The organism is Cellulophaga baltica, assembly GCF_900102165.1.
Lineage (GTDB): Bacteria > Bacteroidota > Bacteroidia > Flavobacteriales > Flavobacteriaceae > Cellulophaga > Cellulophaga baltica.
On record NZ_FNBD01000017.1, the window covers coordinates 1 to 23,266 of the forward strand.

Annotated in this window: 24 protein-coding genes; 7 read left to right on the plus strand and 17 right to left on the minus strand. The window is 32.3% G+C overall.

Annotated elements, in window-relative coordinates; all coding sequences use genetic code 11:
- Nucleotides 1-148 precede the first annotated feature (148 nt).
- Genes BLQ19_RS19095 through BLQ19_RS19110 form a run of 4 tightly spaced genes read right to left on the minus strand, consistent with a single transcriptional unit; the run spans nt 149 to nt 4,679 of the window.
- Nucleotides 149-1,252, minus strand: coding sequence for a radical SAM protein (locus tag BLQ19_RS19095; protein ID WP_074539395.1), 1,104 nt, complete (start codon nt 1,250-1,252; stop codon nt 149-151).
- Nucleotides 1,230-1,652, minus strand: coding sequence for a hypothetical protein (locus tag BLQ19_RS19100; RefSeq protein ID WP_074539396.1), 423 nt, complete (start codon nt 1,650-1,652; stop codon nt 1,230-1,232). The genes BLQ19_RS19095 and BLQ19_RS19100 overlap by 23 nt, the downstream gene beginning before the upstream one ends.
- Complete coding sequence (locus BLQ19_RS19105) at nt 1,649-2,053, minus strand: hypothetical protein (protein ID WP_074539397.1); 405 nt, start codon at nt 2,051-2,053, stop codon at nt 1,649-1,651. The genes BLQ19_RS19100 and BLQ19_RS19105 overlap by 4 nt, the downstream gene beginning before the upstream one ends.
- A complete protein-coding gene (locus BLQ19_RS19110; protein ID WP_074539398.1) occupies nt 2,037-4,679 on the minus strand; it encodes an NACHT domain-containing protein in 2,643 nt (880 codons plus the stop codon). Before BLQ19_RS19110 ends, BLQ19_RS19105 begins: the two co-directional genes overlap by 17 nt.
- Nucleotides 4,680-4,805: 126 nt before the next feature.
- On the opposite strand from BLQ19_RS19110, the gene BLQ19_RS21830 reads away from it, so the two are divergent.
- Nucleotides 4,806-4,928 carry a hypothetical protein gene (locus tag BLQ19_RS21830; protein ID WP_139150291.1) on the plus strand — a complete coding sequence of 41 codons (123 nt, stop codon included), beginning with the start codon at nt 4,806-4,808 and terminating at the stop codon, nt 4,926-4,928.
- A gap of 384 nt (nt 4,929-5,312) precedes the next feature.
- Here the strand turns inward: BLQ19_RS21830 and BLQ19_RS19115 are convergent, their stop codons facing one another.
- The 8 genes from BLQ19_RS19115 to mnmE all read right to left on the minus strand — a co-directional run bounded on the left by BLQ19_RS19115 (nt 5,313) and on the right by mnmE (nt 11,776).
- Nucleotides 5,313-6,506: a primase-helicase family protein gene (locus BLQ19_RS19115; protein WP_074539399.1), complete on the minus strand. Its 1,194-nt coding sequence runs from the start codon at nt 6,504-6,506 to the stop codon at nt 5,313-5,315.
- 2 nt (nt 6,507-6,508) lie between these two features.
- Nucleotides 6,509-6,823, minus strand: coding sequence for a hypothetical protein (locus tag BLQ19_RS19120; protein ID WP_074539400.1), 315 nt, complete (start codon nt 6,821-6,823; stop codon nt 6,509-6,511).
- Nucleotides 6,813-7,232, minus strand: coding sequence for a hypothetical protein (locus tag BLQ19_RS19125; protein ID WP_034667628.1), 420 nt, complete (start codon nt 7,230-7,232; stop codon nt 6,813-6,815). Before BLQ19_RS19125 ends, BLQ19_RS19120 begins: the two co-directional genes overlap by 11 nt.
- 29 nt (nt 7,233-7,261) lie before the next feature.
- Nucleotides 7,262-7,588, minus strand: coding sequence for a helix-turn-helix domain-containing protein (locus tag BLQ19_RS19130; RefSeq protein WP_024480425.1), 327 nt, complete (start codon nt 7,586-7,588; stop codon nt 7,262-7,264).
- A 189-nt stretch (nt 7,589-7,777) separates the two neighbouring features.
- Nucleotides 7,778-8,626: a hypothetical protein gene (locus tag BLQ19_RS19135; protein WP_074539401.1), complete on the minus strand. Its 849-nt coding sequence runs from the start codon at nt 8,624-8,626 to the stop codon at nt 7,778-7,780.
- On the minus strand, nt 8,604-9,755 hold the full coding sequence (locus BLQ19_RS19140; RefSeq protein ID WP_074539402.1) for a tyrosine-type recombinase/integrase: 1,152 nt from the start codon (nt 9,753-9,755) through the stop codon (nt 8,604-8,606). Before BLQ19_RS19140 ends, BLQ19_RS19135 begins: the two co-directional genes overlap by 23 nt.
- Nucleotides 9,756-9,766: 11 nt before the next feature.
- A complete protein-coding gene (locus tag BLQ19_RS19145; RefSeq protein WP_074539403.1) occupies nt 9,767-10,120 on the minus strand; it encodes a helix-turn-helix domain-containing protein in 354 nt (117 codons plus the stop codon).
- Nucleotides 10,121-10,363: 243 nt separating this feature from the next.
- Entirely contained in the window at nt 10,364-11,776 is a 1,413-nt protein-coding gene (mnmE, locus tag BLQ19_RS19150) for a tRNA uridine-5-carboxymethylaminomethyl(34) synthesis GTPase MnmE (protein ID WP_074539404.1), read from the minus strand.
- Between the two features lie 191 nt (nt 11,777-11,967).
- Between mnmE and BLQ19_RS19155 the strand changes: the two genes are divergently transcribed.
- The 3 genes from BLQ19_RS19155 to BLQ19_RS19165 all read left to right on the plus strand — a co-directional run bounded on the left by BLQ19_RS19155 (nt 11,968) and on the right by BLQ19_RS19165 (nt 14,038).
- On the plus strand, nt 11,968-12,942 hold the full coding sequence (locus BLQ19_RS19155; protein ID WP_254788443.1) for a LamG domain-containing protein: 975 nt from the start codon (nt 11,968-11,970) through the stop codon (nt 12,940-12,942).
- A 181-nt stretch (nt 12,943-13,123) separates the two neighbouring features.
- Nucleotides 13,124-13,630, plus strand: a complete 507-nt coding sequence (locus BLQ19_RS19160; RefSeq protein WP_139150290.1) for a hypothetical protein — start codon at nt 13,124-13,126, stop codon at nt 13,628-13,630.
- Nucleotides 13,631-13,699: 69 nt separating this feature from the next.
- Complete coding sequence (locus tag BLQ19_RS19165; protein WP_024480432.1) at nt 13,700-14,038, plus strand: DUF4870 domain-containing protein; 339 nt, start codon at nt 13,700-13,702, stop codon at nt 14,036-14,038.
- Nucleotides 14,039-14,114: 76 nt separating this feature from the next.
- Here the strand turns inward: BLQ19_RS19165 and dnaN are convergent, their stop codons facing one another.
- Nucleotides 14,115-15,233: a DNA polymerase III subunit beta gene (dnaN, locus tag BLQ19_RS19170; RefSeq protein WP_024480433.1), complete on the minus strand. Its 1,119-nt coding sequence runs from the start codon at nt 15,231-15,233 to the stop codon at nt 14,115-14,117.
- A gap of 307 nt (nt 15,234-15,540) precedes the next feature.
- Complete coding sequence (locus tag BLQ19_RS19175; RefSeq protein ID WP_074539407.1) at nt 15,541-16,371, minus strand: SAM hydrolase/SAM-dependent halogenase family protein; 831 nt, start codon at nt 16,369-16,371, stop codon at nt 15,541-15,543.
- Between the two features lie 128 nt (nt 16,372-16,499).
- Between BLQ19_RS19175 and BLQ19_RS19180 the strand changes: the two genes are divergently transcribed.
- Entirely contained in the window at nt 16,500-17,453 is a 954-nt protein-coding gene (locus BLQ19_RS19180; RefSeq protein ID WP_024480435.1) for a PhoH family protein, read from the plus strand.
- 45 nt (nt 17,454-17,498) lie between these two features.
- Nucleotides 17,499-18,449 carry a phosphoribosylaminoimidazolesuccinocarboxamide synthase gene (locus BLQ19_RS19185; RefSeq protein WP_074539408.1) on the plus strand — a complete coding sequence of 317 codons (951 nt, stop codon included), beginning with the start codon at nt 17,499-17,501 and terminating at the stop codon, nt 18,447-18,449.
- Nucleotides 18,450-18,462: 13 nt separating this feature from the next.
- Here BLQ19_RS19185 and BLQ19_RS19190 read toward each other — a convergent pair whose 3' ends face one another.
- From BLQ19_RS19190 to BLQ19_RS19200, 3 genes are all read right to left on the minus strand, one after another.
- Nucleotides 18,463-18,651, minus strand: coding sequence for a hypothetical protein (locus BLQ19_RS19190; RefSeq protein ID WP_024480437.1), 189 nt, complete (start codon nt 18,649-18,651; stop codon nt 18,463-18,465).
- A 133-nt stretch (nt 18,652-18,784) separates the two neighbouring features.
- Nucleotides 18,785-19,447, minus strand: a complete 663-nt coding sequence (locus BLQ19_RS19195; protein ID WP_074539409.1) for a 3'-5' exonuclease — start codon at nt 19,445-19,447, stop codon at nt 18,785-18,787.
- Nucleotides 19,447-21,363: a DUF294 nucleotidyltransferase-like domain-containing protein gene (locus BLQ19_RS19200; RefSeq protein WP_074539410.1), complete on the minus strand. Its 1,917-nt coding sequence runs from the start codon at nt 21,361-21,363 to the stop codon at nt 19,447-19,449. Before BLQ19_RS19200 ends, BLQ19_RS19195 begins: the two co-directional genes overlap by 1 nt.
- Nucleotides 21,364-22,156: 793 nt before the next feature.
- On the opposite strand from BLQ19_RS19200, the gene BLQ19_RS19205 reads away from it, so the two are divergent.
- Nucleotides 22,157-23,254: a methyltransferase gene (locus BLQ19_RS19205; RefSeq protein ID WP_074539411.1), complete on the plus strand. Its 1,098-nt coding sequence runs from the start codon at nt 22,157-22,159 to the stop codon at nt 23,252-23,254.
- The last annotated feature ends 12 nt before the right edge of the window (nt 23,255-23,266 follow it).

Genomic DNA, 23,266 nt, shown 5'->3' on the forward strand with positions numbered 1-23,266 from the left:
TAATTATTGAACCGCCGTATACGAGACCCGTATGTACGGTGGTGTGAGAGGCGCACTCCGTTCCTAATTAGGGGCGGAGCCGTCTACTCGATTATAGGCAGGCTTTATTTTAATTTCATGGTTCTTCAATCATTAATAGATGTTTGCTTCACTGTGGTGTAGATTGAGCAAACGAGAACCCAAGTCTTTCATCTTTCCAATCGCATTGTGAAAGTTCTTCAATAAAAGGACAGCCACCCATACAAGTCTTTTGAAAGGCACATGAAGTGCAACCGTTGTTTAGAATATTATTTCTATACTTTTTGAAATAGGTGTTTTTCTGCCAAATATCAATCATCTTTTCCGTTCTTAAATCTCCATACCAATCGGTGTTGGTCATAAAAGAACAAGGCATCATCCTTAAATTTTCATCAACAAAAGCAGAAAACCTTCCTGCATCGCAACCCTCGTAAAATTCTGAATTCACATTCACATATTTTACTACTCCTGAAATACTGCAACTATCAAAGCCAATTTTCAAAGCACCTTTACTTTGATTTACTAAACCATAGAATTCTTTTAATTTTACCTTGTCTTTAAGTAACAATGTCATGTCGGGTTTTCTTCCGATTGGTTTATAGTTCAGGAATATCAGAGAATTTATTCCTTCCAAAAATGCTGGTGGATTTCTTAACCATTCAATTGCTGTATTGATAGTTTGACTATCTGTTACAAAGTGAACATTTGCTTTTATTCCATATTCAAATAGTTTTTCAAGATGTTTTCTGAACTCGGTGTATGGCTCGTAAGCACTAATAGCAACAGAGCCGCATAATTCTTTTGTTGCTTTCAAAATGTCAGGCGTAAGCCCTCTGCCATTTGTGGTGTAACATGGAACAATTCCATGTTCAACAGTAGTCTCAAGTATCTCTATAAAGTCGGGATGTTGATTTGGATTTCCACCGCCTAATGCAACTTGGAAAACATCCATTTCCTTTGCTTGCTCCATGATTAATTTGTAATCGCTAAGCGACATGTGATTTCCTTTTGGTGTTGATTTTCTATAACAAAAAGAACAACCTTGATCACACCAGTTAGTAATACTTATATCGAGTAATTCTGGGCCATGCATAGCCCAAAGAGGTTCGGGATAACCTTTTTCCTCTGCACGCACAAAATATCCAGTCTTTTTATTAAATAAAACTGAATAATGCTGATCTGCATATTTTCTATGAACTATATTTTTATTTTTACCAACCATCTTCTTGAGCATCGATATATAAATTACTACTTTCTATAATGAAATCATCGGTGCAAAAAAAGCATTCAGTTTCATCAGTATCACTACTCAGTTGACCTATATAAACGTTTTTGCCATTTTTTTCTGCTTCAAGAATTTTTGGCAATACTTCCTTGCCACTTTTCCAAAGTCTTTTTTCTATAAATTCTTCAAATGTTGAGTAGGCACCACCATAATGTTTTTCATAATACTCACGGGCTGGCTCCATGTCATCCTTGAAAGCATTAAACAAAGATTGGTAAATGTCAACAAACGTTGAATCATCTTTTACTCCAACTGCTTCAACGAAATCTTTGAAGTTAAATTCGCCATCGCTGATTATCACGAATGAAGTGGATGAACTGTTTGTTACAAAGTCATATCTTATTTTCATTTGCTTGAATTTTTAAGAGTTAATATTTCCATTACTCTGTCATACATTGTATCTGAAAATGTGAATTGGGCAATTCCATAATCACCGTATGAATTATCATCTTTTCTGTATAGTAGGCAGTCAGGATTGTTCTTTCGTTCTTCCATCAATTCAACAATGTGTTTTTCTTTAAGATTGTATTTTCTGTAAAGAAAACTTTCTATTGAGCTATACTCAAACGAATAGTATTTTTTATACTCTTTATCTACATCAATCAACTCAGATGTTACACTGTCATACATTCTTGAAAACATTCTCAATGAATAACCATCTTGAACGCCAGCTTTTTCAATAAAAATTTCCTTTGTCAAATTTTTATTAATCAATAGGAGAGATTTATAAAAGTCATAACTTAATTTCATACGAACTTATAAATTGTTTAATTGCGTTAGTCAATGTTTCATTTTTGCTTTCCAATGCTTTACTAAGGTGTATTTTCCCTTGTTCAGAATGTCGGAAAAAATATTTCTCATAGATAGATTGAATATTCCAACGATCTTTATTGGTGAACATGTAAATCAAGAGTTCAAAGAGTTTTTCATAATAAAATACATCGTCTGCTTCTCTCTTTTCCAAAATGTCATCAAATTGATTAACCAATTGTTCTTGATTTATCAATCTTGAATGTCCCCACCTGTCTGTTCCAAATTTGCTTACGAAACATTCAACATATTGCTTTGTGTCAAACTCACGCAACAACTCAAACAAAAATTCAATGCTTAGATTATTATAGTAGGTAATATCATATCGGATTATGAGATTCCAAATAATGGAATCACTATACCTTTCATTGCCTAACAGTTTTCCTTTAAGAACATTTTTATCCTCATTGGTTACTTGAGAATCTTTAAGAGAGAAAATGCATTTTGAAAATACTGCTTCAAACCAAGGTTGTTTGACAAGGATTTCGTGTAGTTGTTTATCTAAACCTTTCCTTGATACATAAAATAGAAAAGTGCTGCATCCTTCAAGTAATGGAGATTTTTCGTTGACCTGATTTTCAATAAACGAAGTAAATTCTTCTACTGATTTTTTGTAAAGAACTTCAACTAAGTATTGGGAGATTAAAAAATCTCGAAACTCATCAAATGTAAAATTAACAACTTCGGAAGAAGTGAAAATTCCCTTTTCATCAGTTTGAATATCTCTTTTAACAAGAATGTTTTCATCCAAAAATCGGACATACATTTCTCTATCACTAGAGTTGGCAATAATTCTATCCAGAGGAACATTAACATAGGTCTTTTCATGAATCATAAACTCTACAACACTTTGAATAAAATTCCTGATGTCAAAATTACCTGACACTTTAAATTCATCATTGGTTTTTAGCCGCTTGTTTATTTCATCACTTTTAGTTTCATAGTATTTTTCAAAGAGTTCTTGCTTGTAAATGTTTTCAATTCTTTCAAGTTTTTGGTTTTGATATGCCTCACAAAAAATCCTTAACAGAAGAAAATTTTCTACAAGTTGCTCATGTGCTTTGTTGGAAATCCCATTATGCTCAATTTTGAAATGATTGAAATAAATGCGGAGCAGTTTTTTCTTTAAATCATCATCTGGACGCTGACTTAGTAACGAAGTTATTTTTTTCGTCTCCTTTGCAAATGAAGATGCTTCAAGATTAGAAAAGTTTTGTTCGTAATATTCAGTTCGACAACTAAGAACAATTTTCACAAAATCATGTTCAAGCAATTCAGAAACGAAAGTTTCTAAATTCTGACTTAACAATTTTGAGTTATAGTTTTCATTAATGCCGTCAATAACTAAAACGAAAAATTTCCCCTGTTTATAGCAAAGTGTTTTAAGGTTATTTAGGAATTCTTCAAAAGTATAGTTTGGTGAATCGGGAAAAATTCTTTGCAGTAATGACTGTCTTAAATCATTTGGTTTGACTTCTGTTCCAGTAAGAAATGCAGTTGGTATTTCTCTTTTGACTAAAAAGTTTTCAGAAAAATCACAAAGAAAATTTGTCTTTCCCTGACCTGCTGTTTCTGTTATCAATGCAACTCTTGCTCTTAGGAATTCTAAATCATCAATCCTGTCCCTGAATTTGGATTCAAATTTATACTTCTCATTTGATCCAATTTTTATGTCTGTTATTTCTTGACGTTTGTTAACTAAGTAATTGTGCCACTTTGAAATTATTGCTGTGCAGTTGCTTACAGTCATTTCTCCATTCGCTGGCTTTAACTTTTCAAAATCATAATTGAATAGTGAGTGCCTTTTCTTTGCAAGGAAATTGTTGAAGTAGCGGAAATCAAGTATACTACTTTCATGAAAGCATTTTTCTGAATAGAATACTGAATCACATAAGTATCTCAAATTATCTTTTTGATCCCCCGTCTCAATGAAAGTATTTTGAAGGTATTTTCCAGAGTTGATCTGCTTTTTAATTTGTCTGTTTACCTGTGATTTTAATGCTTGTGAAATTTTATCAGGTGTAAGTTTCTTGCTCTCATTATCTGCAACCAAAGATTCAACAGAAGTTTTGATTGAGGCAGTATCCGTTTTTACAGATACAACAAGACCAATAACTTCTTCTATAGCTTGGCTAATATCAAAGATTTGGCTTTTGTAGTTCTCATCAATAAATAGTTTTTTTAAAACCTTGTCAGCATTTACCTTTTCTGTGAATAGCGAATAAAAATCTTCTAGGTCTTTTGGAGTAGGTTGAATGATTTTAGGGAATTTTTTGAAGTCGCCTTTGATTTCGTCTAGAGTCCCTTTTTTGAATAACACGTATAATGTTAAGTGTTCAAAGAATATTTGAGAATGGTAAAAAGGGAACATACCATTGGAACTATCGTATTTATGGTTTTGCTCAAAATCTTCAATGGTTTCGTAGATGATTTTTACTAGCTGTTTTTTGTACTTCTTTTCAGGGAATAGTAATTTTTTGAACCTGCCATAACCTTCCTCCTTAATAAATTGGTCAACACATTTAAGAGAGACATAAGTAATTATTGTAAGTGTTACTGGTTCCATTTAAGTGCGCTAGTTTTATAATTCATTGCTCTAGTGTCGTTTTTTTTGCTTGCCTATAACAATTGTATAATGAACATATGTTCATTATACCGCCAATTTAAGATATAATGAACATATGTTCATTATATCTTTTATATTATTTCGATAATTAAACCAGCTTCATTACAATACCAGAAGGTACCTTTTAAGGCTTTTGTGAGTTTTTCTTATGATGTGTTAAAATTCATTTGTGAAGCAAACATTATTTAAAGTTATCTTCAGTGTAATTTTTTACCGAACCGCAGTCTTAACTAATTATTATTTAATAGCTCTATAGATTTATAGGGAATCTTAACTTCTTTATGGATATTTCTTAGATTAATTGAGATAATACTTATATGTTCTAAATATATAAGATTTATTATCTAAGGAATATCTCGCCTTTGTAATGATTAGAGAAAACCGGCCGAGAAGTGTTGGTTGTTGACAAATGTCTTTAAAACTAATGGAGATAGGTGGTACTAATAAAACTCTTTAGCAACTTTTGATCAACTTCTTTGAAGAAATTCTAGTTGCTTTAATGTTGACACAATGTTTTTTGCTGATTACCTGACTTTGTTAGTTTTTTTTTAGGCAATCAACAAATCAACAATTTTAATCACTTTTAAAATACTCTTTACTAAATGTATAATGCCTTCCCTTATGTGATGTTTCTTCTACTATTGGTTTATTCAATGTAGAGTTAGAAATATGATACTTTATATAAGTGCTATTTTTAGTTTCTAAATTATACTTATTTTTTAGAAGATCAGAAATTTTGAAGGAGGAAACTCTAATATTGTTTTTAAGCAATTTATCCACTAAATCTCCTGCGGAATATTTTAGTTCTTCTTTTTCAAACATGTAAAATTCATCACTAATAATTTGCTCTAACTCTTTATGGAGGTAGGTCTTATTTCCATTCTTTAAAACTCTCAAAGCATCTGTGTAAATTTGATCTTTAGTAAACCACATTCTAGTTTTTTTAGGAGAAATAATTGATCTATTATTTATGAAATCTAAAAAGTAAGGTATTTCGGTATTTAAGTCATCCAATAAATTCGGGTTATCCTCTTCCAAATTAAATGGAATAATTTTTCTGACCCAGTACCTCGTTTCTTCAGCATCTATATATACAAAGTTCTCTTCATTATTAGAACATAATACAAATTTTCCAAAAAAACTGCCTTCTACTTTGTCTTTTCCTTTTGCTTCACTTTTATAAGTTTTAGCAGTTGCTAGATTCTTCAGGCGTTCACTATCTTCTCTTTTGTCGAGTAAGACTTCATCCACAGCAATTATTAATTTGGAAGCCCAATCAGAGTTAAACCTAGATCTAAAATCTTCATTATTATTAATAGTCATGTTATTTTGAAAAATAAGTTTCAACCAATTGATGAATGTTGTTTTACCAGTATTTCGTTCATTACTAACAAGACATAAGATTGGAAGTACCTGGGAGGGGTACTTCCAAAGTATACTTAAATAATCAAGAGCTAAATTGTATTGCTCCTCAAAAATATGTTTTAGAAATTTTTCGGTCTCTCTGAAATCTCCACTATTGGTTTTATGGTTTAATTCTTCGTATTTATTATAAAACCCATCAATTTCAGATTTATAATTAGTGTGAGATGGAATTAAGCAAAAGCCATCATATTTGTTGATACCCTTTATATATTCTTTACCGTGATCTGTACTTATTTCATTTTTAGACCAAGCAACTAAAGTTTTTATATGGTCTCCACTATGTAATGGTATTGTAACATCCTTATAATATGTTGTTCCTATTCTTAAATATTTTTGTTTCATAACTAAAGGTTTATTTTAAGGTGGCCCATTTTACTGTAATCAATAATTGGATTTTTATTTTCAAACAATAAGGCTATATTAACACCATGCATAGAGTGGTCTTCCTTGCACATTTTTATTATTTCTTGCTCTATATCATAAAGTGGGAGTCGAGGTAGATATTCAACTATTTCTATCATGATATTGACTTTTGTAATTAAAGCATTTATCATATTTCTATTAATCTGCTGGTATGTAGTAATGCTAATTAGATCCCGATATAATTCTCTCAGGTGGGTTTCTATTTTATATGTTATAAGTTTTTTATTATTTGACATGTATATTTTTTTTATAAATTATTATTTGGTTGGTGATATCAAAATATGCTCGGGCACCATCAGTTCTTGGCGGCATATTTTTTATAAGCGTCAATTTGCTAATACCAATATTTAATATTTTTTGAATATCGCCTTTAGTAGCAGGTTTGTTTTCTTCCTTAGTTAGTAGATTAGTTGCAATATTGGTAGCTAGGCTTCCTACCGCAGCATTCCCGATTCCAGACCAACTCATTTTGTCCTTTACGGATACTTCTTTTGGTTTTTTAAAGTCTGGTAAGTTTTCCTTTGCTTTTTTTCTTTTTGTAAAAGAGTTTACACGACAACTACTGGAACAGTATTTTTGCTTAAATCTTCTTTTTGGAGTGTATGCTTTTCCACAATATTCACAATTGTATGTATATCTATCCATTTCTCGTTATTTTAACGTTAGACTAACGCTTATTGAAATAGATTTTTTGCTAAATACTCATCTGCTTTTTCGTGAAGGGAAGATTTTGTTTCACGTTTCCCACTTTTTATCCAATCATTAATTTCGGATTTAAGGAAATAGAGTTTTCCTTTTTTGTGGTAGGGTATGGCGTTTTTATGGACAAGACCGTAAATACTTCCTTTAGTCATATTCAATAGTTTTGCCACTTCATCAATAGTTAAAAAAGGATCTTCATGGGTGCTCAACGGAGCTTGAAAATTGCTTCTTAAATTCTTGGAAATCTCATCAGCTAGTACTTTTATTTCCTCAGCTGTTAATCGATAATTTAAAATCATTATAATTTTTTTGTGATTAATAATATGATTCGAAATTAACGAGAGATGCTATCTTTTTAAATATGTGGTGGGTATTCTGGTGGGAAGTAGAATTCTTACTGCTTATGATTTAATATATTGATTATTAAGTTGTTATTGATTTTTTTTAATAGTAAATTCGCCTTTTTTAGCTTAAATTACTTATGTTTTTTAATTTAATTTCCTTAATTCCATTCTTAATTTAGTACTTGTTTGTGCTAATTTATATGGTTTTATTTTTTCTAATAAACTTTTAATCCATTCTCTTTGTATTTCCTTTTTTGCTCTAAACTTGTAGCCGTATAATAGAATTCTATACCCATCATGATTTTTATATTTATCGGTTAAAAGAATTTCATCATCAACGTTTGCGAGAGTAATTATTTTAGCAATTTCAACCATAGTTGGTTTTTTGCTTTCTTCAAAAAATGAAAAGAGTATATGAAGTAATAAGTATTTTTCATTCTTACTGAGTATATCAGTATCTATACTTTCGCTAGCCCTCTTTTCATTCGGAAATAAACTTTCATATGCAGATGTGTAGCCATCAATTTTGTTTTCGTAATCAAATTCGGTACTGAAATTAAAAGAGTCAAGCCTGTCTATAGTATACAGAGTATTTATTACTTTTTTAGAAGTTTCAAGCAATTCAATTACATTCTCTATTGCGACTTTTTTAGCTGTTTTCTGTAGGTAATCTGAATAATCAACAAACATTTTTTTACGCTTAATCTCCAAGTTTTCAAAACGTTCTTTTAAATCATTTTCCAGTACCTTTTTGGTATTATCTAGCTCGTATCTTCTATCTTTTCCTAATAACTCATAAGATGAATTAGAATCAAAAAATTCCCATGAAGAATCATCATGCCATTTTTGACTAGCTCTAAAAATTGATAATTTAAATGCATCCTTAAAAATCCTTGTCATTTCCTTAGAAGATTCTAAACTTTCAAAAGCTAATTTTTTAAATAGCTCATAATCCTTATGATATGCGTCATTATATGTTTGTAGGTAATCCATCTAAATCTAAATTAATACGGTTAGCAGCTTTTATTTTGTTTTTATCCATCACCTTGGTGTAGATCTGAGTTGTTGATAGGTTTTTATGTCCCAATAATTTTGATACGGTATAGATATCTGTGCCATTCGCTAGTTGCAGACTAGCATAGCTATGACGAAAATTATGAAAACTGATATTCTTATTTATTCCAGAAAGCTTTATCCACTCTTTTAAAGGTCTTGTTACCTGACTGTATTTGATATTAGTGAAAACTTGTCCATTGGTTGTATCTTGCTTTTTTAAAATTTCATAAGCATTTTTGGAAATTGGATGATTAGTCAGATTACCAGTTTTTTGTTCTTTTAACCTTATATAATGTCCTTGATGCTTATCATTATATACTGTTTCCCATTTAAGATTTATGATGTCACTAAAACGTAAACCAGTTAAAGCAGCAAAAATGGCCATGTGTTTTATTTTTTCTATTTTGATATTAGTTTTCCATAATAGGACTAGTTCTTCTTCTGTTAGATATTCCCTATGCGTTTGCTCTTCTTTTATATAAATAGCATCTTCTGCTAAGTTTGTAATTAATAAATTGTTTTTATAAGCCTTTTTTAGAACGGTTATAAAATGTTTAAAATAAGTCGAAGCCGTATTTCTTGCCAATTTCCTCGTGTCCTTCACTCGAAGATTATTCGTGTTTAGTAGAAATTCTCTGTAGTTGTCTACATGCTTTTGATTTAAATTGTGTGATTGAATTTTGGTTCCGAAAAATTCTAAAAAATATTTTAAAGACGATTTCCAAGCTAAGTAATTTGAGTGACCAACGGTGTTATGTTTTTCTTCCACTACAGTCTCATAGAAAGCTACAAAATTAATACTTAGGTTTACGTTGTCTTTAAGGCCGTATTCCTTATTTCTAATTTGAACGAGGCGCTTAGCCCTAACAATTTCTGCAAATTCAATGGTTTGTTTATTATGGGTTTTTTCTATTTGATCTTTAGGAGTTGCATGTATTTGTAATTTTAAAAATTCCCTTCTAGATTCTTTACCAGTTTTTGGATTTATAATTGGAGGGAAGTAGTCCAAATATAAGCTGTATTTATTATTAGCTAATTTCTTTTTGCGTACTGTGACATTTGCCATCGTTTAAAAATTTATGAAAGTAATTCGTTAATATCTGACTTTTTAACACGTGTTAATCTTTCAGAAAGATTAGAGGCCTTTAGCTTTCCTGTTTGAATTAATCTGTAAACAGACCTCTTTGAGATGCTTAATAATTTAGCGGTTTCATTTACGGTAAGATAGTCCTTAATCTGTATTATAGATATGGGCTGAGTTTCAATTTTTAAAGTCTTTGTATTTGATTGTTTAATCTTATTGCTACGCATCCTTTTTTTATATGCTCTTTTAGCACAATTATCACCACAAAATCTTGTAACAGTAGTTTTAGCAATGAAGGATGTATTGCAGTTTTCGCAAATTCTCTTTACTCTTATATTTGAGCTCATAATCTTTAAATGCTTACCTTATTATTGTATCGATAGTTATCATTATTGTAATATAAGATAATTTAGGTGCCATAATTTCTCCTAAAAAATCAAATATAATAATATGTGAGATAATGAGGTACAAAAAAGGTACAAAATATACTAAATTTTAAAAAAGTATATTGTATTTTTTAAAATTTATTTTGAGTTAAAGTGCTGATGTCTTGTATATTAGTTTATTTTGCTTTATTATGTTTTATTGCATTACTTTCCAATACAAAAGTTCGCGAAAATATTACCTAAAAGATCATCACTTGATATTTCTCCTGTGATTTCTCCGAAATGAAATAAGGCTTGACGAATATCTATAGCTAATAAATCTCCAGAAAAACCAGCATCCATTCCATATTGTACCTTTTGAATCTCTTCTAAAGCTTTTAAAAGGGAATTGTAATGTCTGGAGTTGGTCACTATCGTTTCGTTGTTTCTCAGCGCTCCTGTATTGATAAGCCCTAATAGTTCTCCTTTTAGATCTTCTACGCCTTCACCTGTTTTTGCAGCAATAAATATAGTTTTTAGCTGTGCAGATAATGTCTCCATTTCTGAAGAAATAAGCGTGGTGGTGTCAGGAGCTATTTTATCCGCTTTATTGATTAATAACAGAATAGATTTTTGAGGAAACTGATTCTTAATTTTTTCAATTTCTATCTTTAAGAGCGCAATTTCTTTGGTGCCTGTCATCAGAGAGCCATCAACCAAATATAAAACTACTTGTGCTTGCTTTATTTTCTCGAATGTCTTTTTTATCCCGATACCTTCAACGATATCTTGGGTTTCACGAATTCCGGCTGTATCAATAAATCGAAATCCGATACCTTCAATAGAAATTTCATCTTCAATGGTATCTCTAGTTGTTCCGGCAATATCAGATACGATAGCGCGATCTTCATTTAATAAGGAGTTTAATAAAGTCGATTTTCCAACATTAGGTTCTCCAACAATAGCTACTGGAATACCATTTTTAATCACATTTCCAACAGCAAAAGAATCAATCAACCGTTTTAAGACTAAGGTAATTCTATTGATAAGATCTTGAAATTGATCTCTATTGGCAAATTCTACATCTTCTTCCGAAAAATCTAATTCTAATTCAATTAAAGAAGCAAAATTCATTAATTCTGCTCGTAGTTCTTTTATTTCATTACTAAAGCCACCACGCATTTGCTGAATAGCAATTTGATGGCTAGCCGCATTATCGGAAGCGATAACATCGGCTACAGCTTCTGCCTGACTTAAATCTATTTTCCCATTTAAAAAGGCACGTAAAGTAAACTCTCCTGCGTCTGCAGTTCTACATCCATTTCTAAGAAATAATTGGATGATTTCCTGTTGTATATACGTAGATCCATGACAAGATATTTCTACGATGTTTTCTCCTGTATATGAATTGGGACCTTTAAATATAGAAACCAATACTTCATCTAAAACACGATTGCCATCTACAATATGTCCTAATACGATGGTATGCGTTTTCTGGTGTACTAATTTTTTACCTTTTCTAGACACAAAATGGTTTGAGGCAATGGTAATAGCATCTATACCAGAAAGGCGAATGATGGCAATGGCACCTGCACCAGAAGGTGTGGCAAGTGCTACTATAGTATCCTGTTGTATCATAATGCAAAAATATAAAATAGTATTTGGTAATCTACTACCAGACGCTAATAACTAGACAAACATTTACCATAGGGGAATATGACTGCAACATATGATTAATTACTCATATGTTGCAGTCAAAAGGTCATTTATGGTTACCAATTGAAATACCTGTAGCTAATTTTGAGAAAATAACTTAAAATTATACTATTATGAAAAAAATGAGTCCCCAAATTCCTTTTTTTGCAATCCTATTAGCGCTGGTAAGTTGTAGCACTAATGATAGCGATATAAATGTAGAAAAAGAAGATGCGATTGAAGCTGTTGTTACAGAAGAACAGCAATCCGAAGAAACTCAAGGAGATGTACGGAAAGGTGGTCCGTTTTTCAACGCAAATCAAAACCCATTACCCAATGGCAAGAAATGGGTAAAGGTAGAGGCTATGTCTGATGAATTTAATGACAGCTCTTTTAATGCCAACAAATGGAAAAATACCGATCCTAACCGATGGATAGGTAGACCTCCAGGACTTTTTATAGAAAGTACTGTATCTGAAAAAAATGGTAACCTTAGATTAACTTGCAAGAAGTTGCCTAGTCCTAGAGTAGTCAATGGAAAAACGTTTACACATGAAGGTTCTAACATAACTTCTCATACAGCAGGGCAAGTAGGCTATTATTTTGAAGCAAGAATGAAAGCAAATAAGACGTTTATGTCGTCTACATTTTGGTTAATTAACAATGCAAACGATACTAATGGCTGTGATAAAAGAACCATAGAATTAGACATTCAGGAATGTGTCGGTCAAATTGTTGGTACTGCAAATTTTGCACAAAACTTCAATAGAACCATACATTCTAATACGCATAGTAGAAATACAACCTGTGCAACAACACCAACAGGTTCTGTAGGAGGCAATAAAGAATTATATAATAAAGTGTATGAGTCTTACCATGTTTACGCAGCCTGGTGGAAAAGTAAAACAGAAATTGTGTTTTATCTAGACGGGAATGAAGTGTATAGTATTACTCCTAAAGCCGATTTTGACTTGCCATTGTACTTAAAATTGGTTACAGAAACCTATGATTGGAATCCTGTTCCATCAGATGGCGGTATGACAGGTACTTGGGGAGATCGCACGACGTTTTATGATTGGGTACGTACTTATAAGTTAGAAAACTTATAAAATTGAAATCTAAAATTACAAGTTTTGAATGCCACTTTATAAAAGTGGCATTTTTTTTTGTTATACCCATTTGTAGCTCGTTAAAAGAAGCGATGTATGGCAACATGCGCATTAAAAAATATTTATGATGGTGATTCATACTATTTTGTACATTCGCCGTCCATTAACAATTAAATTATATATGAATAAATTAGTAGTAGTAGCAGTAATTGCATTATTTTCTTTAGGAAAATCTTATGCACAAGAAACAGAACAAGTTAAAGATTCTATCGTAGTCGTAAAAGATATGATAAAGGAACAAGAAGAGTTAAAGCAGATAGAACAAGCCAAAGTAAAAGCTGCTGCAGTAAAAGCGGAGCAGAAAGCTGCTGCGAAAGAGCAGAAGCAATTAGCAAAAGAACAGAAAAAAGTAGAGAAAGAGCAAAAGAAGATTGAAAAGGAAGCTAAAACCAAAGCAAAAGAGGCTCAAAAGCAGGAAAAGTTAAAAAGTGCAATAGCAAGTAAGAATCAAGATATTCAGAAATGTGAAGACAAGATTGCTAAATATGAAATGAAGTTAGCCGAAGGTCAACGTAAAGGAAAACTTTCTCCTGTTGCTATTGATAAATTGAATGATAAAATTGCAAAAGAACAGATCAATATTTTAAAGGAGTCTGAAAAATTGAGAAAATTAGAGCGTAAACAATAATTCTTTTTTTTTGTAACATTTTGGTTTTTGAAGCGTCATATTAGTACATCAATCAAAAATCAAAATATCGTGCAAAAAGAAAACAAACAGTTATTAGTCATTACCCATTTGAGTCAGTTATTAGATGTTGTTACAGGTTTTGGAGGCTTTATCGTACCTTTAATTATATGGTTAACCCAAAAAGATACAGTAGTTAATATGGATGAAAATGGAAAGGCAATTATGAATTTTAGAATAAGTATGTTTCTCTATTTTATAATTTGTATTCCTATGATTTTATTATTTGGCTTAGGGCTATTAGGGTTTTTAGTATTAGGTATTCTAACGTTTGTATTTCCTATTGTAAATGCAGTAAGAGTTAGTAATGATGAACAGCCTTATTACCCTATGAGTATCAAATTTTTATAATCAAAAATAACGTAAAAGTAAAAAACCCCAATTACAATTGTAATTGGGGTTTTTCTATAAAAAAATCTGGTTGGTATTAATTATTAAGCATTACCGGCATAACAAGCATTGTTACCAATTCTCCTTCATCCAAACCATCTACAGGAGTTAAAATACCAGCTCTATTAGGTAAACTCATTTCTAATGATACATCATCAGAAGTTAAGTTCGCTAGCATTTCAACTAAAAATCTTGAGTTAAAACCAATTTGCATATCATCACCTTGGTAGGAGCATGTTAAACGCTCTTCTGCTTTATTACTGTAATCAATATCTTCAGCAGAAATATTAAGTTCTGCACCAGCAATCTTTAAACGGATTTGGTGCGTAGTTTTATTTGAGAATATAGAAACTCTACGAACAGAGCTCAATAATTGATTTCTAGAGATAGACAATACATTAGGGTTTTCCTTAGGAATCACCGCCTCGTAATTTGGATACTTACCATCAATTAAACGACAGATAAGTTCTGTATTTTCAAAGCTAAATTTAGCATTGCTTTCATTGTACTCTATAGTAACGTCAGACTCACTACCTCCCAAAATCCCTTTTAAAAGATTTAAAGGTTTTTTAGGCATGATAAATTCAGCAACCTGAGATGCTACAATATCTGTTCTTTGGTATTTTACTAATTTATGGGCATCTGTAGCTACAAACGTTAAGCTTTCTGGAGAAAACTGAAAAAAGATACCACTCATTACAGGTCTTAAATCATCATTTCCGGCAGCAAATATTGTTTTGTTAATAGCGGTTGCTAAAATATCTCCTATGATTGTCGTAGAACTAGGGTTAGCCAATTCTACCGCTTTAGGAAACTCAGCACCATCTGCATAGGCTAAAGCATATTTACCATGATTAGAACTGATCTCGACCGTATTGTTGTCTTCCACAACAAAAGTTAAAGGTTGCTCTGGAAAAGTTTTTAATATATCTAATAATAATTTTGCAGGCACGGCAATTAAACCTTCATTGTCAGAATCTACGTTTAATACAGAACTCATGGTAGTTTCTAAATCTGAAGCAGAAACAATTAATTCGTTTTGTTTTAAATCAAATAGAAAATTATCTAGAATTGGTAGGGTATTGCTGTTGTTAATTACGCCACCTAAAACTTGTAATTGTTTAAGTAAATACGTGCTAGATACTATAAATTTCATTCCTTATGTGTTTTATTTTCTCTTTATATCTCTCGTTGTACTAATAACTAAAAAACTGAATTCTGTTAATTACTAAGACTGTCGCAAGAAAAACAAAGATATTTTAATTGTTGTTTTTAATGAAACAAACTTATTAACAGTTATTGGCCTGCAAATCCCTACAAATATAGCACAATTATTATCTACTTTAAGGGTCTAAACCTACTGTTAATCAATGTAAATCTTTAAATATAAAATTTGCATTTTTCCAGTTTCTAGTTTTCTATTTTTTTTCAATGTTTATAAGTACCGTAAAATGCAGCACAATTTACTTAAAATCTATGGTGATAGTGTCTCTATAATCTAAACCTAGTAGGGTAGAAGCTCCTCCAACCGTATTTAAATCACTCTTATAAATTGCTAATTCTATATAATTAGAGGAATTAAAAAGTGCTAGAAGGTCACCAGGACCATTGCGTCTATCTTTCTCTAAATCAAAATTTATTATATCACTATACTTATTATAAATCTTAGTTATTTTTTTATTTCGAGCGTTTAAGACAAAATCTCTTCCTTTTCTATAGGCTTCAAAAGTATGCTTTTCAATATTCGTAATGACATTGCCAAAATTGTCAATATAAATTACACTACCCACAATACCGTTACCGTTTTCTGTAATTCTAGGGGCAAATTCGCGAATATCTTTTAATTTATTAAATAATTTACCAACAACTTCTAAGGTGCCGCCACGAGCAATATGGCAGGCCACTTTTACAAAGACATCTAATACAGGAAATGATCCGTGTTCTGGATTAGGAATGTTAATCTCTACGACCTTTTCTGGAGTTATTTCTGAAGTTATTAAACCTATAACGCCATTGTTAGCAGTGATAAAATAATGGCCATCAACTAATATGGCAATGTGTTGATTTTCAGGGGTTGGCTCAGAATCTACCCCCACAATATGTATGGTTCCTTTAGGGAAACTCTTGTAAGAATTTTTTAATATATAAGCACATTCGGGAATGTTAAACGGACTTATTTCATTAGAGATGTCAACAATTTTAGCATCGGCTAATTCTGAATATACAGCGCCTTTGATAACGCCAACAAAATGGTCTTTATATCCGAAATCAGTAGTTAATGTAATTATTGCCATGTAAGACTGTTAATATGTTTTTTACTTTATGAAACTGATTTTTACTTAAGTTTGTTTAACAAAATTACGCAAATTTTAAGGCAACTAAAATTAATATTCAATAGGCAAGTAATTAAATCCGATATTCTTTGAAAGAACTACTAATTGAACTCACAGAAATTAGTCCTAGAGATTTTTTTGGACAGCAAAATGAAAATATAGACGCGATAAAAAAGTATTTTCCAAAGCTAAAAATTGTAGCACGAGGAAGTAAAATACGAGTCTATGGCGATGATGAACTATTAGAAGAGTTCGACAGGCGCTTTAAGATGCTTACAGAGCACTACGTTAAGTATAATAAACTTGATGAGAACAGTATTGAACGTTTACTAATGAGTACTCCTAAAGATGATCTATCCTCATCTGAAAGTAGTGGCGAAGTAATTGTTCATGGTGTAAGTGGGCGTCTGATAAAAGCACAAACCGTTAACCAACGTAAATTGGTAGATGCAGTTCGTAAAACAGATATGGTTTTTGCTATAGGACCTGCAGGTACCGGAAAAACGTATACTGGAGTAGCACTCGCCGTAAAAGCGTTGAAAGATAAAAAGGTGAAACGGATTATTTTAACACGTCCGGCGGTAGAAGCAGGGGAAAATCTTGGTTTCTTACCAGGAGATTTAAAAGAAAAATTAGATCCGTATATGCAACCGCTTTATGATGCGTTACGAGATATGATTACTCCAGAAAAACTAGCTTTGTATATAGAGAATGGTACCATACAAATTGCTCCATTGGCTTTTATGCGTGGTAGAACTTTAGATCATGCTTTTGTTATTTTAGACGAAGGCCAAAATACAACGCATGCCCAGATGAAAATGTTCTTAACAAGAATGGGTAAAAATGCACAGTTTTTAATTACAGGAGATCCCGGTCAGATAGATTTGCCGAGAAGAACCGTTTCGGGGCTTAAAGAAGCATTGTTAGTCTTACAAAATGTCGAAGGAATTTCTATTATACATTTAGATGATAAAGATGTTATTCGCCATAAATTGGTTAAAAAAGTTATCGAAGCATATAAAGGATTAGAACACCAAAATTAAGTTCAATCTAAAAACATACTAATAGTCAACGCATTTAATCACAGCATGAACAATACAATTACAGATACAAATTTTAACTTTCCAGGGCAGCTTAGTATTTATAAAGGAAAAGTAAGAGAGGTATATACCTTAGAGAATGATATTATGGTGATGATTGCCACCGATAGACTTTCTGCTTTTGATGTGGTGATGCCTAAAGGAATTCCTTACAAAGGTCAAATTCTAAACCAGATTGCTACTAAAATGATGGCAGACACGGCTGATATTGTTCCTAATTGGTTATTAGCAACGCCAGATCCCAATGTGGCCATTGGTCACGCTTGTGAGCCTTTTAAAGTAGAAATGGTGATTCGTGGATATATGTCCGGACATGCAGCGCGGGAATATAAAGCAGGGAAAAGAATGATTTGCGGCGTAGCTTTACCAGAAGGCTTAATTGAGAACGATAAATTTCCAGAACCGATCATTACTCCTGCCACTAAAGCAGAAATGGGCGATCATGATGAAGATATCTCTAGAGAAGATATTTTGAAAAAAGGAATTGTATCTGCAGAAGATTATAACATCCTAGAGCAATATACCAAAGCACTTTTTCAACGTGGAACAGAAATAGCCGAAAAAAGAGGCTTAATTTTAGTAGATACTAAATATGAGTTTGGAAAAACAAAAGACGGTAAAATTGTATTGATAGATGAAATACATACACCAGATTCTTCGCGCTACTTTTATTTAGAAGGCTATAAAGAACGCCAACAAAAAGGGGAATCACAGAAACAACTTTCTAAAGAATTTGTGCGTCAGTGGTTAATCTCTAATGACTTTCAAGGATTAGAAGGGCAAAAAGTACCTGTAATGAGTGATGATTATATCACCACAGTTTCGGATCGCTATATAGAGCTCTACGAAAATATTGTAGGAGAACAATTTCATAAAGCAGACATCACCGCAATTCAAGAACGAATTGAAGCCAATATTTTAGCCTATTTAGACAAATAAGTAAGGTACTTGTTTAGTTTTTAGAATAAACAGCTGTAATGAGCTTATCTTTTTTTAAGGTAAGCTCTTTTTTATTGCTCTGATATTCGGTGTTTTTTATAGTAGGGTCTGACTCATTTTTTTGAGAGGCATTGTAATATAATGCAGTACCTATAAATGCGACTAAGAAGATTAGACTCTTAATTTTATGTGTATTTTTCATTTGGTCGGAGGTTTGTTTGATGAAAATAGTAAAATTTTCTTAAAACCATGTGTTTAATCTATATTTTTTACACATTATCGATATTTGTGATATTTCTAATCTTCTTTTAGCGGATTCTGAATTTTAGCTCCGCCTATTTTAAAAGATCCTTAAGCGTTACTTTTTTTCCGCTTTCCTGAAGTTTGTTTAAAATTTTCAGGAACAAGATAGCCGTGATATAAGCATCTCCCATAGCAGTATGCCTATCTTTTTTAGAAATGGTGAATTTGTCTGCCAATTCATCTAAAGTATAGTGCTCTTTTTTCGTAATGAGATTTGATTTTATAATCGTTTTTTTATACAGATGAGACGTATCTAGATAGGTGTTCTTAAGTTCCGGCAATCCATTTCTTAGTAGCGCATTGTTTATCATGTTTAAGTCAAAAATAGCATGGTGCGCAATAATGATGCTATTTCCGACATAATTCACAAACTGTTCTAAGGCTTCTAGTTCTGATAGTCTAGGGATAAGGCTATTTTTAAGAATCCCGTGAATAGGCGCTGCATCTTTGCCATATACCTGCTGAACTATAAATACTTCATACCCATCTTTGATCTCAATGCGGCGTTGTCTTAGATTGATGGCACCAATACATAAGATCCTATCTTTAGAATAATCAAAACCGGTGGTTTCAGTATCTAAGACACAAAAGGTTTTATCCTCTAAGTCGTCAGACATTTTATCCTTAAATTTTAATTCGTAGTCTTTCCAGAATTGAGGAAGCTCAGCCTTATTTTTTTTAAAAAATTGAAACATTACATGGATTTTAATTGAAATCTTAAGGTTACAAGTTCTTGAATTTCCTTGATAGTTTTAAAAGTACGCTTCAGTTTTATCTTTTCTTCTTTACTCAAGTTGTTTAATGCGATATAACGCCCAGAATCATTATTTGCCAATCCTTGCTTGGTTCTAAATTTTAATAAAGCTTTAGAGGCATAAGAACAGGCCATGTAAATTTCTTTATTATTAGGTTCTAATTCTGCGAGCTTTTCAAACCGTTCTGCGGTATTGTTTATAGATTTTATAGAATGAGATAATATCAGAACACGTGCTGCATCTGTTAATGGCCGCAAAGCTCTACTTTTAACATCAAAAGTATCTTTATGCGCCCCATCTTGTTCTACAAGAAATTTTCTAAAGAATCCTGTAGGAGAAGGGTTTTGTAGTGCTCCTTTTGCTAAGTGAACAAAGAATATAGGATACTTTTTAACCGTATAAAAGATATGTTCAGAGAGTCCGGCAACCAAACTAACATCACCATACACTAGGTTATAATCAAAAAAGATAGAAGAAAGTAGCACTTCATCAACACCAGGGTTTATAATCCAATGGGAGGTTGTTTTCTTCCATTCACTAAAACTTAAACACCATTGCGGATTTGAAGCCATCATTTCTGCAGGGCAGTATTCATAGCCTATTTCATTTAATCCTTGGGTAACCAAAGTAGAAAAAGCTAGAAAATACGTGGTAGTTTTTGGTAGCATTTCTTCAGAGACATCTTCAAAAATCAAAGCATTGTCTTGATCTGTATGTAGCATCTGCTCACTACGTCCTTGACTGCCTAAGGTTAACCAAGCAAATTTAACTGGAGGCTTGGTTTCCATTTTTTCTAAAGATATTTTAATCACTTGCTTCAGGCAAGCATCATTTAATTCAGATATAATTTTAGTGATTAAAGTCATGGGAATATTAGAAGCTAAATAGCCCTGCAAGAGCCCCATGATACTTTTTCGTACCGGTTTAAGATGTTTTACTTTTTTAGCTCTTTTAATAGCCTTAATTAATACGGCAGGATTGTTGCCTAAGGCCACCATTATATCATGCTTAGAAAGGATACCCACTAACTTCGTGTCTACCGTACCATCTTTCGTTAGGCATAAATGACTAATGTTACTTTTCATCATGGCCATTTGAGCCTGGGTAATAGTTAGGTTTTTAGGATATGTAATCACAGGAGTAGTCATAATTTTACTCACAGCCGTTGTAATAGGGTAGTCTCCCGTAACAATTTTATTCCGTAAATCTTTATCGGTAATAATTCCGATAGGTAAAAGGTCTTTAACAATAACAATAGCTCCAACGCGCTTGGTGGTCATAATTTCGGCAGCCTTTTTTACCGTAGTACGTGGTCCGCAAGAAATAATTTTTTTAGAGTAATGCACCGGTTGTAAATCTACAAGCGGTAATTCAGACGTGTTTTTATCAGATTCAGTACTATCACTGTATAGTTTTCCACGGTGGTTTTTAGAATAGGGATTTCTAGTATTCGATGCAAAACTTTCAATTAGAAAATTACCTACCGCGGTGTTGTGTAAGGCCAAAGGTTTAAAAATAGCGATGGGAATCGCATAAAGAATACTTTCTTCATGCGCTTTAGCTTCTAACTCATAATTTTCATTGGCCATCAAAGGCCGTAGACCAAAGATATCGCCCTCATCACACATGTCTACAATAGTGTTGTTTGTTTTTCTAGATAAGGAAACAGCACCTTTGTGTATTACATAGAAGTGATCATGACCTAGCTCTTTCTCCGTAAAAATGATACTGTCTTTCTCCTGGTATATGATCGTTATCTGCTCTGATAAGTGCTGTAAATCGTCATCTTTAAGTCCGTTAAAAGGAGGAAAGTTTTTTAAGAAATCCGCAACTCGTTGTGATATGGTATTTTTCATACATTGGTATTGTACAGTAAAAATAATGTATCTACATCAGAAGTAGATTTAAGAAGCTAGTTTTTTAGCTCTAATTATTGTGAATATGATTTAGTGGCGATTCTTTTTTTAATCAAATCAAAGGAATAGATCAGAAGTCAACTTTACATGAAACAGCATAGAGACTAGGCCTATATTTTAAGTTCAGGAGCATCGTTTTTTTAAAGTTGCACAGCTATTTCTACATACTTTGCTATTCTATCCTGAATAGAGATTCAATAGGGTATATTTGCAGTGTATTATTTATCCTTTCGCTTCACTTGAGCGAATTGCTGTGGCTTTTTTTATGAGCCCTTATTTTGATTTATGAAACGCTAGTGGCCAACTTAATGCCTGATTGCTAGTAAGTAACTATTTAATAGTTTTTAATCTTACGCATTGCTAATGTCATTGGTCTGCAATTCGTTTCAATTCAAAAAAAAAGCATGGTTTATATCAAAGCATTTTTACTATAGACAAGACGGTCCTTACATAAGACCTAATTCTTAGATGATATCATCAAAAGAAAAGATATCCCTATCCTAATAGAAAGCAAAAGGGCATTTTGTTGTTTTTGTCTTTTCTGGCTCGGGCGTGACCTTACTGCTGAAAAAAGATCAGCAGTAAGGTCGGGCTTTTCGTTTCAATTCCTCGCACCGCTCCCGAAACATCGGAATCGGGCTGCGGGATTTACACTGCAATCCCTCACGCATTCCTTTCTTATTACAGGCATAATTGAGTAAACATTAGTCCGTACACACTTTAAATTTTAACTATGAACACAGCTATAAAGATTAGCAAGCCAGAGCCTATTGTAATACAAACATCATTAGAATTATTTCATAGAGCAACGGATATAAAGCGCACAATTAAAACGCTAGAATCAGGTAATCCTGTGCTTATAACAGCTTTTTATAGTAATGGACTCGTTCTTCTAAAAGAATTAAAACATTATCTTCAAAAAAAGTTTCCAAATGATTCTTTTCAAGAACAACGCGAATTTCGTGCTGCGTACCAAAAACTATCCAATCTAATTCTAGTAGAAATTGTCGCTCATAAATTGACGGTAAAAAAAGCACCGTCTATTGGTTGGTTAGAAAAGTTGTATCTAGAAATAAGTGATTTTCTATTACCTTTGCCTCAAGTACAAGGATTAAATAGTGCTTGGCAATGGTATAAAAACGGAATTTCGGTTCCCGTATTGAGAAATAAAATGCATCCGTATTACGGCGTTTATTTTCCAACGCGTTTTGATCATTTATTACTTTTTGATCAGTGGTTAAAACGCTATGATGGCGCTAAAAAATCTGCGATAGATATTGGAATAGGCAGTGGTATATTATCGCTTCAAATGATTAAGTATGGTTTTCAAAATGTTTTCGGAACGGATACCAATCCTAATGCAATTGTTGGGTTAACAGAGTTTATGGGCACTACAAAATTGTCTAGAAAAATAACCTTAGACCAGGGTTCATTATTTGGGAAATTTGAAAAACAGACAGAACTTATTGTTTTTAATCCGCCTTGGTTGCCGCAAGCAGATAATTTAGACCGCATTGATGAAGCTATTTATTATCCTAAAAATCTGTTCTCAGACTTTTTTACAGCAGCAAAAAAACAGCTATTACCCCAAGGTAAGCTAGTGGTCTTATTTTCAAACTTAGGACAAATAACAGCAGCAACAAAAGAGCATCCTGTAGAAATGGAACTAGCAAATGGTGGAAGGTTTCAATTGGAGAAGTGCTATAAAAAATCAGTAAAAGTAGCCTCAGATAAAACAAAGAGAACGCAACATTGGCGCACGTTAGAGGAAGTAGAATTATGGGTGTTAACCCATATATATACTGAAATTACCCGTTCATCAGAAAGATAGACAGAAATACAT